This window comes from Actinomadura sp. 9N215 (assembly GCF_044326345.1).
Taxonomy (GTDB): Bacteria; Actinomycetota; Actinomycetes; order Streptosporangiales; family Streptosporangiaceae; genus Spirillospora.
Genome location: NZ_JBIRBA010000005.1, coordinates 370,581 through 385,159, shown reverse-complemented (window position 1 = coordinate 385,159; position 14,579 = coordinate 370,581). Strand labels below are relative to the sequence as shown.

Below are 14,579 nucleotides of genomic sequence, written 5' to 3'. Positions count from 1 at the left end.
CCGCAGGCCTGCCGGAGGCCCGGAGCACGGTGGCCGGGTCAGTCGATGGCGGCGTCGCCCAGCGACTCCAGCAGCGTGCGCAGCGCGCCCGCCAGCCGCTCCCGCCCGGCCGCGTCCAGGCCCGCCAGCAGCCGCTCCTCGTTGGCGACGTGCAGGCCCACCACCTCGTCCACGACCTCCAGGCCCCGCGGCGTCAGCCGGATCCGCACCGACCGCCGGTCGTCGGCGTCCCGGACCCGCTCGACCAGCCCCTTGGCCTCCATCCGGTCGATCCGGTTGGTGATCGCCCCCGAGGTGACCATCGCCGACCGCAGCAGCCCGCCGGCCGTCAGCTCGTAGGGGGCGCCGTGCCGGCGCAGCGTCGCCAGCACGTCGAACTCCCAGCGCTCCAGCCCGTGCGCGGCGAAGAACTCCTTCAGCTCCCGGCCCAGCAGCAGCTGCGCCCGGGAGATCCGCCCGATGACGCCCATCGGCGACACGTCCAGGTCGGGCCGCTCGCGCCCCCACTGCGCCAGGATCGCGTCCACCGCGTCGGCCATGGGCTCCTCCTCGATCCACAATCTCAACGTTGAGATTATCCCCCGGCTAGCGCGGCGCTCCGGTCTGACGCCGGCCGGCCGTCGTGTCCTCGGCGGCGGACGCGTAGCGGCGGGCGAGGACGCGCAGGTGGTCGCGAAGCTCGACCGGCTCCAGGACCGTGAACTCCACGTCGAGGCTGCCCAGGAAGCCCGCCAGATCGTGCAGGGAGTCGCCGCCCGTCTCCAGCACGGTCGTGCCCGCGTCGACGCCGTGCAGCAGGCCCGCCGCGGGCGCGAGCCGTTCGGCCAGCGCCTCGATCGGCGCGTGCAGCCGCACCCGGGTCGGATACCTCCAGGCCCGCGAGCTCGCCCCCCGGACGACGTGCGCCGCGGCGTCCCCGCCGGGAGGCTCGCGCGGGACGAAGCGCGGGCCGTTGGGGGTGCGCGGGGTGATCCGGTCGGCGCGGAACGTCCGCCAGTCGTCCCGGTCGCCGTCCCAGGCCAGCAGGTACCAGCGCCGGCCGGTGTAGACGAGGCGGTGCGGCTCGGCCGTGCGGACGCTCGTCGTCCCGTCGTGGCCGCGGTAGTCGAACCGCAGCCGCTCGTGGTCGCGGACGGCGGCCGCGATGACGGTCAGCGTCGCCGCGTCCACGACGGGGCCGCGTCCGGCGACCGACACCGTGGCCGCGCGCAGCGCCTCGGTCCGGTGCCGCAGCCGGGACGGCAGCATCCGCTGGAGCTTGGCGAGCGCGCGCAGCGAGGTCTCCTCGATGCCGGAGACGGTGCCGGACGCCGCGGCGTGCAGGCTGACCGCCACCGCGACGGCCTCCTCGTCGTCCAGCAGCAGCGGCGGCAGCGCGCCGCCCGCGCCCAGCCGGTAGCCGCCCGCCGTGCCCGTCGTCGACTCCACCTGGTAGCCGAGGATGCGCAGCCGCTCCACGTCGTTGCGGACGGTCCGGGTCGTCACCTCCAGCCGTCCCGCCAGCTCGGCGCCCGACCAGACCGGACGCGCCTGCAGAAGCGACAGCAGCCGCAGCAGCCGCACCGACGTCTCCAACATTCCCCGATTGTCGCAGACATTGAGGAACCGCACGTTCCACAAGGCCCCGTAGCGTCTGGGTCATGACGACTTCACAGCACGGCATCCGCCCGTTCCGCATCGACGTCCCGCAGGCCGACCTCGACGACCTGCGCGAGCGGCTGTCCCGCACCCGCTGGCCCGCCGAGGCGCCCGGCGGCGGCTGGAGCCGCGGCGTCCCCGCCGGCTACCTGCGCGAGCTGGCCGAGTACTGGCGCGACGGCTACGACTGGCGGCGGCACGAGGCGGAACTGAACGCGATCCCGCAGTTCACCACCGAGATCGACGGCCAGACCTTCCACTTCGCGCACGCCCGCGCCGCCGACCCCGGCGCGCTGGCGATCGTCCTGGTGCACGGCTGGCCCGGCTCGCCCGCCGACTTCCTGAAGGTGATCGGGCCGCTGTCGGAGCGGTTCCACGTGGTGGTGCCGTCCCTGCCCGGGTTCGGGTTCTCCACGCCCGTCACCGAGGCCGGATGGGGCGTCAACCGCTCCGCCGAGGCCCTCATCGAGCTGATGGCCCGGCTCGGCTACGACCGCTACGGCGTGCACGCCTTCGACGCCGGGTCCGGGGTGGCCAACACCATGCGGCTGCTGGCCCCGGGACGGATCGCCGGCCTGCACCTGTCGCTGGCCTCGACCGACGACATGCTCGGCGTCCTGGCCCCCGACGGCACGATGGGCGTGCGGCCCGGCATCGCGTTCGCCGAGGACGGCATGGGCAACTTCCAGATCCAGTCGACCCGGCCGCAGACCCTCGGCTACGGCCTCAACGACTCGCCCGCCGCCCAGCTCGCCTGGATCGCCGAGAAGTTCAAGGAGTGGACCGACCCGGCCGCCGAGCTGCCCGACGACGCCGTCGACCGCGACCACCTGCTGACCAAGGTCACCCTGTACTGGCTGGGCGGGCTCGGCGTCTCGTCCGCGCACTTCGTCTACGAGCTGCACCAGGACCTCGGCCGGCCCGTCACGCCCGGCGAGGGCTCCCCCGGCGCGGTGCCGGTCGGCATCGCCGAGTTCTCCTCCGACCCCGCGGTGCGGCCGATGGTCGACCCGACCGGCGTCGCCGCCCACTGGACGACGTTCGACCGCGGCGGCCACTTCGCCGCCATGGAACAGCCCGCCCTCCTGGCCGGCGACATCCGCGGCTTCTTCGCCGACCTGCACTGAACCACCCACCCGTCCGCGCCCGCCCACCCCCGCTCAGCCCGGCCCGGCCCGCCTCTTGCGCAGCCCGCGACATCGCGCGGGCTGCGCAAGCCGCGTGAACCCCGCGCCGCCCCGCGGCCCGTCCGCGCCCTCACTCCGCCCCGCGCCCACGCTCCAGACCGCCTCCGGGATCGCCCGCGAGACCGGAGGCCCGGCCGCCGGGCGCGGCGCGCGACGGCGGATAGTCCTCGACGGTCATGGAGTTGTAGAGGCGTGCGCTCGTGGTCGTGAGGCGCAGGAGGGCCCGGCCGGGGCCCGCGGGCAGCGCGGAGATCAGGCGGGCGCCCTGGGCCAGCCCCCACACCCCGAGCCCGGACGCGGTGGACGGTCACGGTGGACGGTCAGGTGCGGCTCGGCTCAGGCGCCGGTTCGGGGAGCGGCGCCGGCGTCCGGCGGGGCAGGAGCAGCGGGGTCGCCAGCAGCAGCACGCCGGCCAGGCCGATCGCCGTGCGGACGCCGAGCAGGCCGCCCAGCACGCCCCACAAGGCGGTCAGGAGCGCGGTGGCGGCCCTCGTCGTCACCGTCCAGGCGGTAAGCGTGCGCGTGACCCGGCCGGTCGCGGTGCGTTCGAGGCGGTAGGCGGCGCAGACGGGGTTGAAGACCCCGCAGCAGAAGATGAGCCCGAGTTCGACGCCCATGACCAGCAGCAGCCCCGCGGTCCCCGGCCCCACCAAGGCCAGCCCCACGGGCCAGAGCGCGCGCAGCGTCCCGGCCACGACCAGGACCCGGCGCCGCCCGAACCGGGCGACGAGCGGCCGGGCCAGCCGCGCGCCGAACAGCCCGCCGACCGCGGGCGCGGCGAAGGCGAGGCCGTACTGCCACGGCGCGAACCCGAGCCGGCCAAGCAGCAGGACGGCCAGCAGCGCGTCGGTGGCCATCACCAGGCCGTTGAACAGGGCGGTGTTGAAGAACAGCGGACGCAGCGCCGCGTCGGCGAGGATGAACCGCCAGCCGTCGAGCAGGTCCCCGGCGCGCACGCGGGCGGCCGCGCCGCGCTCGGGCCGCGGCTCAGGTCCGCCGATCGCGCGGATGCCCAGGGCGGAGAGCAGATAGCTGACCGCGTCGGCCAGCACCGTCGCCACCGGGCCGAGGAGCCCGACCGCCGCGCCGCCCAGCGGCGGCCCGACGATCGTGGCCGTCCACGCCGTGGACTCGAACCGGGCGTTGGCGACGAGCAGGTCCCCCGCCGGCAGCAGCGACTTCAGATACGCGCCCGAGGCGGCGCGGAACGTGATGTCGGCCGCCGCGACGACCACCGAGACCACCAGCAGCTGCACGAAGGAGAGCACGCCGAGCGCGAACGCGGCGGGGACCGTCAGCAGCGCCGCGAACCGCGCCAGGTCCGTCCCGATCAGCACCGGCCGCTTGCGGCGGAACTCCACCCACGGGCCGAGCGGCACCGCCGCGGCCGCGCCCGCCGCCGCCCCCGCCCCGGCCAGCGCGGCGACCTGCGCCGGTCCGGCGTGCAGCACCTGGACGGCGATCAGCGGGAACGCGCCGAACGCGAGCCACGTGCCGAGCGCGCTGGTCCCGTACGCCGCCCAGAGCCACCCGAACCGCCGTCCCAACCGGTGCCCGCTCCGCATGCTCCGGCGCCCCCCTCGGCCACTGTCCGCACAACCGTTTCGCGATCAGCAGCATCAAAGCGAGCGCCGTGCCAGGAGATCAAACAACCGCGGGCCGCCCAGCCACAACCATGGGTTGTACCCGTAGGGTGCGGTATGGACATCGAAACCGTCCGGACCTTCGTCGCCGCCGCCGACGCGGGACAGTTCCAGGAGGCCGCCGCCGAGCTGGCGGTCACCCAGCAGGCCGTCTCCAAGCGCATCGCCGCGCTGGAACGCGACCTCGGCGCGCGGCTGTTCACCCGCACCCCGCGCGGCGCCGAGCTCACCATCGACGGGCAGGCGTTCCTGCCCCACGCCCGCGAGCTGCTGCGCGTCACCGAACGCGCGGTCGCGTCCGTGAGCACCGGCCGCCGCCCGCTGCGCGTCGACATCATCGCCTCGCGCGGTGCGGCATCGGGCCTGATGCGCCGCTTCCACGGCGCGCACCCCGAGATCGACCTCGACGTGGTGATGCTGCTCGACATCGACACGGCCACAGCCGCCATCCGGTCCGGGTCGATCGACGCGTCCTTCCGCGCCGTCGCCGTGCCCGGCCGGCCCCTGCCCGAGGACGTCGCGTCCGCCTGGGTGCTCGACGAGCCGCTCCAGCTCCTCACCGGCCCCGCCCACGCCCTGGCGGCCGCCCGGTCGGTGACCCCCGCCCAGCTCGCCGGGCACCGGATCTGGATGCCCGGTATCGTCCCCGGCACGGAGTGGGCCGCCTACTACGACGACCTCGTCGCCGAGTTCGGCGTCACCATCGAGGCGACCGGCCCCAACTTCGGCTCCGACGCGCTCCTGGACACCGTCGCCGACACTCCGGCCCTGGCCACCTTCATGGGCGGGCACACCCGCCTCGTCTGGCCCGCCGGCCACGGCCTGCGCCGCATCCCGGTGACCGACCCGACGCCCGTCTACCCGCACTCGCTGCTGTGGCACCGCGACAACCCCCACCCGGCGCTGCCCACCCTGCGCGCCCACCTCGCCGCCACAGCGCCCGCCCCCGACACCGCCCGGACCTGGGCGCCCGACTGGGCGCTCCGACGCTGAACACCGCCGCCCCGTCGGCCCGGACCGCTGGACCGAGGCCGGGACGCAGACACGCCCATCCTCCCGCGCGCTGCCAGACCCGCGTCACACTCGGCCGCGATGCGCTGCTCCGGCATCCCGGCCGTACCCGGTGATCGTTCTCACCGATGACCACAGAACCGACGCTCCCCAAGGCCGTGAGCCGACCCGGGAGGCCGGTCAAGGTCAACCGGGTTCGGCGGCAGGACGGTGGTCGTCGGGTCGAGCGTCGTCGGACCGGACGGCCTCGGACCGGACGGCCTCAGGCTGAGCGGCCTCGGGCTGAGCGGCCTCGGACCGGACGGCCTCGGGCTGAGCGGCCTCGGTGGGGCGCTCGGTGGTCGCGGCGGCGGCCGCCTCGGCGCGGGCGGCGCGTTCGCGCTGCTCGGCGGCCTCGGCGCGGGCCGACGCCAGCGCCGTCTCCAGGCGGCCGGACACCGCCTCGCAGGTGGCCAGGGCCGTCCGCGCGTCGGCCGCCTCGGCGGCGGCGTGCTCGGCGGCGGTGCGCAGGTCCCGCACCCGGCGGTCGAGCGCGGCGGCGCGGGTGTCGGCGGCCCGGAGGTCCCGCAGCGCGGTGTCGCGGGCGTGCTCGGCGGCCTCGGCGCGGGCCCGCTGGGCGCGGGTCTCGCCACCGGCGGCGGCGAGCGCCTCCCGCGCCGCCGCCAGGGCCTCGGTGGTCCGGGCGAGGTCGCCGCGCACGGCGTCCAGCCGGCCGGTCAGGTCTCGGACGGACGCGTCGCGGCGGGCCAGGTCCTGCTCGTGCGCCTGGCGGGCCTGGCGGAGCTCGGCCGCCTTGGCGTCCCGGGCGGCCTCGGCGGCGGCCCGCGCCTCGCGGGCGGCGTCGCGGAGCTGGGCGTGCGCGGCGATCGTCTCGGCGGTGTCGGCGCGGACCCGCTCCAGGGCCGCGCGGTCGCGCTCGGCGTCCTGCTCGGCCGCCCGCCGCGCCTGGACGGCCCCCGCCGCGGCCGCGTCCGCCCGGGCGCGGGCACGGTCGGCGTCCGCGGCGCGGGCGCCGGCGTCGGCCTCCGCCTGGCGGGCGGCGACCGCCTCGGCCTCGGCCCGCCGCACCCGCGCGAGCGCGCCGGTCTGCGCCTCGGCGAGCGCGTCGGCGAGCGCGGCGAGCTGACCCTGCAGGCCGCCGATGGCCTCGGGCAACCCCCCGGCCAGCGCCTCGGCGCGGCGGAGCGGCTCGTCCAGCGCGGCGGCGTCGGCGGCGCGGCGGTCCCGGCTGGCCTGGTCGGCGTGGGCCTTGCCGCAGTACTTGGCCGGACGGCCCCGGCCAGGCGGCGGCAACGGTTCCGCGCAGCCCGCCAGCGCGCACTCCCCCGGCGGTTCCGGCGGTTCCGGCGGATCGTCCTCGGGCGGTGCGCTCGGCGCGGCCGCCGATCCGCCGGGCACGTCCTTCGCACCGGATTCCCGGTCGGGCTGCTGGGCGCCGGGGTCGACCACGGCCGTGTCGTCGCTGCTCACCCGGCTCAGCGTACTCCTGTGCCTCGATTTTATCGCGTAATGATGCGCGGAATTATTAACGCGACACGCGAAACGCGTTGTGAGTGGACGGGTGGGTATCCGGGATAATGACGCTTATCCTGGTGTCCTTGCGCCACACGACGTCCTACGGGAGGGCAGGGCATGACCACGCCGCAGGAGCCGACTGCTCTGGTGCCGCGGGCCTTGGCGGGGCGGGTGACGGCGGCGGTTCCCGATCCCGTCGCCGAGTCCGTGGCGCTGCTGCCCGCCCTGCCCGGCGACGAGCCCGGCGACCGCTACGGCGCCAGGGCGCTGACCGCGGCCTGGCTGCGCGGCCAGAACAGCGACGCCACCCGCCGCGCCTACTACCGCGACCTCGCGGGCTGGCTGGACTACTGCGCCCGGACCCGCCTGGACCCGCGGGACGCCCGCCGCGCGGACGTGGACGACTGGTCGGCGTCCATGACCGTCACCGTCCGCGGCGCCGTCCGTCCGCCCGGCGCCGCCACCCGGGCCAGGCGGCTGGCGGCGGTGTCGTCGTGGTACACCTACCTGCAGTCCAACGACGCCGCCGACCGCAACCCGACGCTGCTGGTCAGGCGCCCCTCCAGCGCGCAGATCGCGGCGTCGGCGCGCAAGGCGCCCACCCTCAGCGTCCCCGAGACCGCCCGGCTCCTGGACACCGCCGAGGCCCGCGCCGCGGCCCGCGGGACGGAGACCGCCTGGCGCGACGCGGCCGTGGTCGGCCTGCTGTTCTACACCGCCCTGCGGGTGTCCGCCTTCACCCAGGCCGACCTGGCCGACCTGGACGCCGAGGCCGGCTACCGGGTCCTGTGGCACCGGGCCAAGGGCAAGGGGCCGGGCGGCCGCGACTTCGTGCGGCTGGACGGCGAGCTGTGCCGCGTCCTGGACGCCTACCTCGCCGCCCGCGCCCGCCGCCACCCGGACGGCGCCTGCCCTCCCGGCCCGCTGCTGGTCACCGCGCCGCACCCCCACGACCCCGCCAGACCCGGCGGCAAGCGCCTCACCCAGCGCGACGTCACCAACATCCTGCGCCGGCAGGCGGAGCTGGCCGGGCTGCCCGCGGCGTCCCGGCTGTCCCCGCACAGCGGCCGCCGCACCGTCATCACCACCCTGCTCGGCAACGACGTCCCGCTCGCCAAGGTCCAGGACCTGGCCGGGCACGCCGACCCCCGCACCACCCGCGGCTACGACGACACCAACCACAAGCTGGCGGCCTCGCCGGTCACCGACCTCACCCGCATCCTCGCCCGCCACCGCTCCGCCCCGCCGCCGCCCGGCGCCGCACCGGACGACTGAGCCGCGCCCAGCGCGCCCACGCCACACACCCGGACGGGAGAGTCCCCGAGGTGTCCCTCTCCCTCGGGGGATCTCTCATTGGAGGTCGGGGCGGCGGCCGGGGACGACGATGCCGTGCTCGTAGGCCAGCACGACGGCCTGGACGCGGTCGCGGAGGTGGAGCTTGGCGAACACGCTGCCGACGTGGCTCTTGACGGTGGCCTCGGTGACGACGAGCCGCGCCGCGATCTCCTGGTTCGACAGGCCCTGGGCCACCAGCAGGAGCATCTCGCGCTCGCGCGGCGTCAGCGCGGTCAGCAGGTCCGGCGCCGGGCGGACCGGGTCGGCGCGGCCAGCGTAGTCCTCGACCAGGCGGCGCGTGATCGACGGGGACAGCAGCGCCTCGCCCTGGTGGACGACGTGGATCGCCTCCAGCAGCCGCTCGCGGGGCGCGTCCTTCAGCAGGAACCCCGACGCCCCCGCGCGCAGCGCCCCGAACACGTACTCGTCGAGGTCGTAGGTGGTGAGGATCAGCACGCGAGGCAAACGGGGCGTCGAGCGGAGCTCGTCCTTTGGATGGTGGTGGGCGGGGGGTGGAGGACGGTCGGTGCCGGTGATGCGGGCGGTGGCCTCGACGCCGTCCATGCGCGGCATCCGGACGTCCATCAGGACGACGTCGGGCCGCAGCCGCGCCGCCTGGTCGATGGCCTCGCGGCCGTCCGCGGCCTCGCCGACGACCTCCAGGTCGGGCCGGGTCTGCAGGAACAGCCGGAAACCGATCCGGATCAGTTCCTGGTCGTCGACGATCAGCACCCGGATCGTCATGAGCGCTCCCCGATCGGCAGCCGCGCCGCGACCCGGAACCCGCCGCCGGGGGCCCGGCCCGCCTCCAGCTCACCGCCGAGCAGCGCGACCCGCTCCCGCATCCCCACCAGGCCGTGCCCGCCCGATCCCGGCCCGCCCGATCCCGGGTCGCGCGTTCCCGGGTCGCCGGGGCCCGTCCCGTCGTCGTGCACCCGCACCTCCAGGTCCGCTCCGCCGTAGCGCAGCCGTACCGTGGCCAGTGTCGCGCCGGCGTGTTTCAGCGCGTTGGTCAACGCCTCCTCGATGATCCGGTAGGCGGACAGCTCCACCCCGCCCGGCAGGTCCAGCGGCTCCCCGGCGATCTCCAGCCGGACCGGCAGTCCCGCCGCGCGGTACCCGGCGACCAGCTCGTCCAGGCCCGCCAGCGTCGGTTGCGGACGCGTCTCGGCCGCGTGCCGTCCGCGCAGCAGGACCAGGATCCGGCGCAGCTCGGCCAGGCTCTGCTCGGCGCTGGTCTCCACCTGGGCCAGGGTCCGCGCGGCCACCCGCGGTTCGGTCTCCAGGACGTCGCGGGCGCCGCGGACCCCGATCAGCGTCACCGTCACCGAGTGGGCGACGATGTCGTGCAGCTCGCGGGCGATCGCGTCGCGTTCGTGCTGCGCCGTGATCAGGTCGAGCTGTTCCCGTTCGCGCTCCAGGGTGGCGGCCCGTTCCTCCACCGCCTGGACGTAGCGGCGGCGCGTCTGCATGTAGGCGCCCAGCATCCACGCCCCGATCGACACCGGCGGGCTGCAGACGTTGTCGGCCTCCAGGAACACGGCCACCGGCGCCAGCACCGCGAGCGAGACGCGCCGGTCGCGTGTCTCGGCGAGTGACCACAGCGCGACGACGGCCGGCACGCCCCCGGGCGAAAACCCGACCGCGGTCACCGCGGTCACCGCGGCCGCCGACGCGACCGTCACCGCCGTCACCGCCAGCCCGAACCGGCGGCGGGCCAGCAGCACCGCGCCGGTGAGGACGGTCATCGCGATCGGCAGGGGCGCGGGGTCGGTGTTGTCGTCGAACAGCAGTCCCACTTCCAGGATGGTCGCGGCCACGGCGAGCGCGACGTCGAACAGCACCGGGCGGTGCGCGGCCAGCAGGCCCCGCACCGCCCGGATCCTCCGCGCGACGTTCACGCCAGGTCACGCCGTCGTTCGCACCCGACGGCGACCAGCACCACGAGGACCGTCCAGACCGCGAACACCGCGCCGGCCTGCGCGGCCGTGAGCGTCGTGTGGTGGGTCCCGCCCGTCATGACGCCCGCCGCGCCGAACGGCGAGAGGTTCGCCTCCCGCTCCCACACCCCGCTCACCAGCGGCTGCACCACCAGGTCCAGGATCAGCAGGACCACCGCGCCGACGACCGGGCCGCGGATCAGCGCACCGAGCGCCGCGCCCAGCAGCGTCGCCAGCACGAGCGCCGAGACGTTGCCCGCCACGACCCCGGCCACCTGCCCGGACGTCAGGTCCGGGCCGGGCTGGCCGGCCAGCAGCGGCAGCGCCACGCCGACCGCGACCGCGTTGATCAGCAGCGCCAGCCCGAGGCCCGTCAGCGCGTACGCCGCGATCCGCACCGCCAGGACGGTGCCGCGGCCGCGGCCGGCCACCAGCGCCGTGGGCGCGGCGGTCCGATGGCGGTACTCGCCGGCCGCGCCGACCAGCCCCCACAGCAGCAGCAGGACCGGGAGCCCCGACAGCGCCTCCTTCTTCTCCGCCGCCTCGTCGAGCGTCCCCGACGCCACGGCGACCAGCACCGCGTTCAGGACGGCGAACGCCGTCCCCCCGGCCGCGAATCCCCACACGGCACGGGTCGTCACCGACTTGAGCAGTTCCCCGCGAAGCAGGCCGATCATCGTTCCAACCCTCCGGTGAGCTCGAGGAACACGTCCTCCAGCGACTCGACCTCACTGATCGGCCCCTCGTGCACCAGCCTGCCACGGTCGATGACGACCACGTCGTCGACCGTCCGCGCGGCCTCCGCGAGCAGGTGGCTGGACAGCAGCACCGTGCCGCCCGCCGCCGCCCGGTCCCGCAGCATGGTCCGGAGCCAGCGGATCCCCTGCGGGTCCAGCCCGTTGGCCGGCTCGTCCAGCACCAGGACATCCGGGTCGCCCAGCAGCGCGGCGGCGAGCCCGAGCCGCTGCCGCATCCCCAGCGAGAACGCGCCGACCCGGCGGCCCGCCGCCCGCGTCAGCTCGGCGACGTCCAGGACGTCCTCGACGCGGTGGCGCGGCAGCCCCGCCGCCAGCGCCAGCGCCCGCAGATGCGCGCGGGCCGACCGGGCCGGGTGCGCGCCGCACGGCTCGATGTGGACGCCGACCCGGCGCGCGTCCGGCACCAGCGAGGCCACCGGCTCTCCCAGCACCGACACGGTGCCCGCCGACGGCCGCGCCAGCCCCACGACCGCCTTCAGCGCCGTGGTCTTGCCCGCGCCGTTCGGGCCGAAGAAGCCCGTCACCGCGCCCGGCCTGACCGTGAACGTCAGATCGTCGACCACCGTGCGCCGGCCGTACCGTTTCGTCAGCCCCTCGACCCTGATCGCCGGGGCGGCCTTCGGCTGTGATGGTTCCGGCTGTGATGTCATGGCGTCCAGCTTCGGCTGCCCGCGTCTCCCGGTCATCCGACCACGGTCGAAACCCGGTCTCCGACCACGGCATGACGTCGACCGGGGTCCCTTCCGGCCGCTCGGGCGGCATCAGCCGGCGGGCTCGCCGAACCAGCGGGACAGGTGGCCGTCCAGGTCCCGCTGATCGTCGCCGATCCAGGCGACGTGCCCGTCGGGGCGCAGCAGGACGCATGGAACGTCCAGTGCCGCGGTGGGGTCCGCGAGGTGGTCGACGCGGTCTGACCAGCCGCCGGCGGTCAGGCGTCCGGTGCGGTCCAGCAGCAGGCCGCGACCGCGATGCAGCAGGTCGTAGAGGCGGCCCTGTTTCACGTCGATGTCGCGCAGGCGGCGGCCGAGCAGGTCGGGGCCCTCACCGAAGTCGTAGCGGACGCCGATCGCGGTGATCTTCTCGATCAGATGGCGGTTCACCTCGTCGAAGTCCATCAGCTCGGTGAGCAGCCTGCGCACGGCCCGCGGGCCCGGCTCGGCGGACGTCAGCACCATCTGGGCGCGGGTGTTGTCCAGCACGTCCGCGGCGACCGGATGACGTTCGGCATGGTAGGTGTCCAGCAGTGTCTCCGGCGCCCAGCCGCGGACCTGCGCGGCCAGTTTCCAGCCGAGGTTGAACGCGTCCTGGACGCCCAGGTTCAGGCCCTGACCGCCGGCGGGCGGATGGATGTGCGCCGCGTCGCCGGCCAGCAGCACCCGCCCGACCCGATAACGCTCGGCCAGCCGGGTGGCGTCGCCGAAGCGCGACAGCCAGCGCGGGGAGTGCACGCCGAAATCGGTTCCGGCGATGGCGCGCAACCGGTGCTGGAAATCCTCCAGGACGGGCGGTTCCGCGCGATCGCCGACCCCCGCGGCCGGGACCACGACGCGATAGACCCCGCCGCCGAAAGGCCTCATATCGAATGACTTGTTGGTCTGCTGGATTTCGGACGCCTTGGCGGCGATCTCCTCCTGCGGCGCGCCCACTTCCATCTCGCCCATCAGCGTCTCGGTCCGCGAGGGCTCGCCGGGGAAGCCGACGCCGAGCAGTTTCCGCACCGTGCTGCGCCCGCCGTCACAGCCGACGAGATAGCGCGCACGCAGCCGTTCGCCGCCGTCCAGCTCGACGGTCACACCGTCGTCGTCCTGCTCGAATCCGGTCACCGCGCAACCGCGCCGGACCTGCGCGCCCAGCCCGATCGCATGTTCTTCGAGCAGGCGGACGATGACCGGCTGCGGGATGCCCAGCAGAAAGGCGTGCGCGGAATCCAGGCCCGCGGGCGCGGGTTTGGCGATGGCGGCGAAGAATCCGCCGGCCGGACGCCGTCTTCCGTGTTCGACAACGCGGTCCAGCAGCCCGCGCATCGCCATCAGTTCGAGACTGCGAATATGCAGACCGACGATGCGGACGAACGACACGGGCTCGGTCTCCTTCTCCACAACGAGTACCCGCACATCGTGCAGCCGCAGTTCGGCGGCCAGCATCGCACCCGCCGGCCCGCACCCGGCAATGATCACGTCATAGCTGAGGGGCGCGGGATCGGCGCCGGAGCCCGGCGACCGGAGTTCGGGGACGTCGCCGGCGGTGAAGTCGCGCTCGGCCGTGTCGTCCGACGACGGCCCGGCGGTGAACCGCGGAGAATGCATAGGTGTTGCCTTTCGGGAGTGCCCTGTGGTCGAGGCGCTCCCGGCGACACCTACCTCAATCGCCCGGCCGTGACGGGAGGGGAGAGCACCCACATCGATACAGCGTTCATGGGTCTCACCTCCTCGGGCCGTGTCACGGTCGACTGCAAGCTACAAGCCCGGGCATCGTCCCGTCCAACCCTTTCCCGGCCACGCGATGCGGAAGGGCACGCACGGGCCCCGGCGGCCCTTCCGGTCGGCAAGCCCCGGTTCAGCGGTCGCCGACACGCGCTTCGGATTCGGGTTCGGGCGGGAGCGGCGGGCGGTGGGCGGCGACGGCCTCGCGGGTCTCCTCGGCGATCAGGTCGGCGTTGATCTGGCCCGCCGCGGCGGCGCCCGCGGCCGCGGCCGCGCCGACCTGGGCGGTCAGGTCGGTGGCGTTGCCCGCGACCCACACGCCCGGCACGTCGGTGCGGCCGGTCGCGTCGGACGCGATGTGCTCGCCGACCCCTGCGGGATGCTCGACCGGCCGCAGTCCGAGCCCGTCGAGGAAGGCGGCGCGCACCGTCATGCGCGGCGCGACGGCCAGCGCCTCACGGGCGACCACCGTCCCGTCGGCCAGCCGCACTCCCGCGATGCGGTCCTCGGCGATCACCAGGGACGCCACCTCCCCGCCGATCACCCGGACGCCGCGCGCGGCCAGCTGTCCGGCCTCCTCACCGGCCGGCGGCGGCATGGTGTGGGTGAAGAGCGTGACGTCGTCGCTCCACTGCCGGAACAGCAGCGCCTGGTGCACCGACAGCGGACCGCCGGCGAGGACGCCGATGGCCTGGTCGCGGATCTCCCAGCCGTGGCAGTACGGGCAGTGCACCACGTCGCGTCCCCACCGGTCCCGCAGGCCGGGGACGGCGGGCAGTTCGTCGACCACGCCCGTCGCCACCAGCAGCCGCCGTGCGCGGACGGACGCGCCCGCGGCCAGCGTCACGGTGAACCCGCCGGAGTCCCCGACGGCCGCGGCGACCTCCCCCGCCACGACGTGGCCGCCGTAGCGGCGGACCTCGTCCCGGCCCCGCTCCAGCAGCTCGGCGGGGCTCATCCCGTCCCGGGCCAGGAGCCCGTGCACGCCCGCGGCGGGGGCGTTGCGCGGCGCGCCCGCGTCGACCACCACGACACTCCGCCGGGCGCGGGCCAGCATCAGCGCCCCGTTCAGGCCCGCGGCGCCGCCGCCGACCACCACCACGTCATAGCCGTCCATCAGCTGATCGGT

Annotated in this window: 14 protein-coding genes; 3 read left to right on the top strand and 11 right to left on the bottom strand. The window is 75.5% G+C overall.

The window, feature by feature from the left end:
* Window positions 1-38 precede the first annotated feature (38 nt).
* A complete protein-coding gene (locus ACH34T_RS11990) occupies window positions 39-539 on the bottom strand; it encodes a MarR family winged helix-turn-helix transcriptional regulator (protein WP_395992108.1) in 501 nt (166 codons plus the stop codon).
* Between the two features lie 46 nt (window positions 540-585).
* On the bottom strand, window positions 586-1,578 hold the full coding sequence (locus tag ACH34T_RS11985) for a helix-turn-helix transcriptional regulator (protein ID WP_395992107.1): 993 nt from the start codon (window positions 1,576-1,578) through the stop codon (window positions 586-588).
* 62 nt (window positions 1,579-1,640) lie between these two features.
* Here ACH34T_RS11985 and ACH34T_RS11980 point away from each other — a divergent pair, with 62 nt between their 5' ends.
* Window positions 1,641-2,765 carry an epoxide hydrolase family protein gene (locus tag ACH34T_RS11980; protein WP_395992106.1) on the top strand — a complete coding sequence of 375 codons (1,125 nt, stop codon included), beginning with the start codon at window positions 1,641-1,643 and terminating at the stop codon, window positions 2,763-2,765.
* 130 nt (window positions 2,766-2,895) lie between these two features.
* Here the strand turns inward: ACH34T_RS11980 and ACH34T_RS11975 are convergent, their stop codons facing one another.
* Window positions 2,896-3,108, bottom strand: coding sequence for a hypothetical protein (locus tag ACH34T_RS11975; RefSeq protein WP_395992105.1), 213 nt, complete (start codon window positions 3,106-3,108; stop codon window positions 2,896-2,898).
* A 37-nt stretch (window positions 3,109-3,145) separates the two neighbouring features.
* Entirely contained in the window at window positions 3,146-4,390 is a 1,245-nt protein-coding gene (locus ACH34T_RS11970) for an MFS transporter (RefSeq protein ID WP_395992104.1), read from the bottom strand.
* Between the two features lie 135 nt (window positions 4,391-4,525).
* On the opposite strand from ACH34T_RS11970, the gene ACH34T_RS11965 reads away from it, so the two are divergent.
* The gene (locus ACH34T_RS11965; protein ID WP_395992103.1) at window positions 4,526-5,461 is read left to right on the top strand and encodes a LysR family transcriptional regulator; all 936 of its coding nucleotides are present in this window, start codon (window positions 4,526-4,528) and stop codon (window positions 5,459-5,461) included.
* Window positions 5,462-5,665: 204 nt separating this feature from the next.
* Here the strand turns inward: ACH34T_RS11965 and ACH34T_RS11960 are convergent, their stop codons facing one another.
* A complete protein-coding gene (locus ACH34T_RS11960) occupies window positions 5,666-6,949 on the bottom strand; it encodes a hypothetical protein (RefSeq protein ID WP_395992102.1) in 1,284 nt (427 codons plus the stop codon).
* A 162-nt stretch (window positions 6,950-7,111) separates the two neighbouring features.
* Here ACH34T_RS11960 and ACH34T_RS11955 point away from each other — a divergent pair, with 162 nt between their 5' ends.
* A complete protein-coding gene (locus ACH34T_RS11955) occupies window positions 7,112-8,269 on the top strand; it encodes a tyrosine-type recombinase/integrase (RefSeq protein ID WP_395992101.1) in 1,158 nt (385 codons plus the stop codon).
* Between the two features lie 75 nt (window positions 8,270-8,344).
* On the opposite strand, the gene ACH34T_RS11950 is transcribed toward ACH34T_RS11955, so the two are convergent.
* The 6 genes from ACH34T_RS11950 to ACH34T_RS11925 all read right to left on the bottom strand — a co-directional run bounded on the left by ACH34T_RS11950 (window position 8,345) and on the right by ACH34T_RS11925 (window position 14,567).
* The gene (locus ACH34T_RS11950; RefSeq protein ID WP_395992100.1) at window positions 8,345-9,073 is read right to left on the bottom strand and encodes a response regulator; all 729 of its coding nucleotides are present in this window, start codon (window positions 9,071-9,073) and stop codon (window positions 8,345-8,347) included.
* Complete coding sequence (locus ACH34T_RS11945) at window positions 9,070-10,203, bottom strand: sensor histidine kinase (RefSeq protein WP_395992099.1); 1,134 nt, start codon at window positions 10,201-10,203, stop codon at window positions 9,070-9,072. The genes ACH34T_RS11950 and ACH34T_RS11945 overlap by 4 nt, the downstream gene beginning before the upstream one ends.
* A 23-nt stretch (window positions 10,204-10,226) precedes the next feature.
* The gene (locus ACH34T_RS11940; protein ID WP_395992098.1) at window positions 10,227-10,946 is read right to left on the bottom strand and encodes a hypothetical protein; all 720 of its coding nucleotides are present in this window, start codon (window positions 10,944-10,946) and stop codon (window positions 10,227-10,229) included.
* A complete protein-coding gene (locus ACH34T_RS11935) occupies window positions 10,943-11,713 on the bottom strand; it encodes an ABC transporter ATP-binding protein (protein WP_395992097.1) in 771 nt (256 codons plus the stop codon). Before ACH34T_RS11935 ends, ACH34T_RS11940 begins: the two co-directional genes overlap by 4 nt.
* A 75-nt stretch (window positions 11,714-11,788) precedes the next feature.
* Complete coding sequence (gene rox / locus ACH34T_RS11930) at window positions 11,789-13,333, bottom strand: rifampin monooxygenase (RefSeq protein WP_395992096.1); 1,545 nt, start codon at window positions 13,331-13,333, stop codon at window positions 11,789-11,791.
* 250 nt (window positions 13,334-13,583) lie between these two features.
* Entirely contained in the window at window positions 13,584-14,567 is a 984-nt protein-coding gene (locus ACH34T_RS11925; protein ID WP_395992141.1) for an NAD(P)/FAD-dependent oxidoreductase, read from the bottom strand.
* Window positions 14,568-14,579 lie beyond the last annotated feature (12 nt).

Bases quoted from the DNA above. Each gene is read 5' to 3' on its own strand.
- ACH34T_RS11990 (WP_395992108.1), bottom strand. From the start codon at position 539: ATGGCCGACGCGGTGGACGCGATCCTGGCGCAGTGGGGGCGCGAGCGG.
- ACH34T_RS11985 (WP_395992107.1), bottom strand. From the start codon at position 1,578: ATGTTGGAGACGTCGGTGCGGCTGCTGCGGCTGCTGTCGCTTCTGCAG.
- ACH34T_RS11980 (WP_395992106.1), top strand. From the start codon at position 1,641: ATGACGACTTCACAGCACGGCATCCGCCCGTTCCGCATCGACGTCCCG.
- ACH34T_RS11970 (WP_395992104.1), bottom strand. From the start codon at position 4,390: ATGCGGAGCGGGCACCGGTTGGGACGGCGGTTCGGGTGGCTCTGGGCG.
- ACH34T_RS11965 (WP_395992103.1), top strand. From the start codon at position 4,526: ATGGACATCGAAACCGTCCGGACCTTCGTCGCCGCCGCCGACGCGGGA.
- ACH34T_RS11955 (WP_395992101.1), top strand. From the start codon at position 7,112: ATGACCACGCCGCAGGAGCCGACTGCTCTGGTGCCGCGGGCCTTGGCG.
- ACH34T_RS11950 (WP_395992100.1), bottom strand. From the start codon at position 9,073: ATGACGATCCGGGTGCTGATCGTCGACGACCAGGAACTGATCCGGATC.
- ACH34T_RS11940 (WP_395992098.1), bottom strand. From the start codon at position 10,946: ATGATCGGCCTGCTTCGCGGGGAACTGCTCAAGTCGGTGACGACCCGT.
- ACH34T_RS11935 (WP_395992097.1), bottom strand. From the start codon at position 11,713: ATGACCGGGAGACGCGGGCAGCCGAAGCTGGACGCCATGACATCACAG.
- rox (WP_395992096.1), bottom strand. From the start codon at position 13,333: ATGCATTCTCCGCGGTTCACCGCCGGGCCGTCGTCGGACGACACGGCC.
- ACH34T_RS11925 (WP_395992141.1), bottom strand. From the start codon at position 14,567: ATGGACGGCTATGACGTGGTGGTGGTCGGCGGCGGCGCCGCGGGCCTG.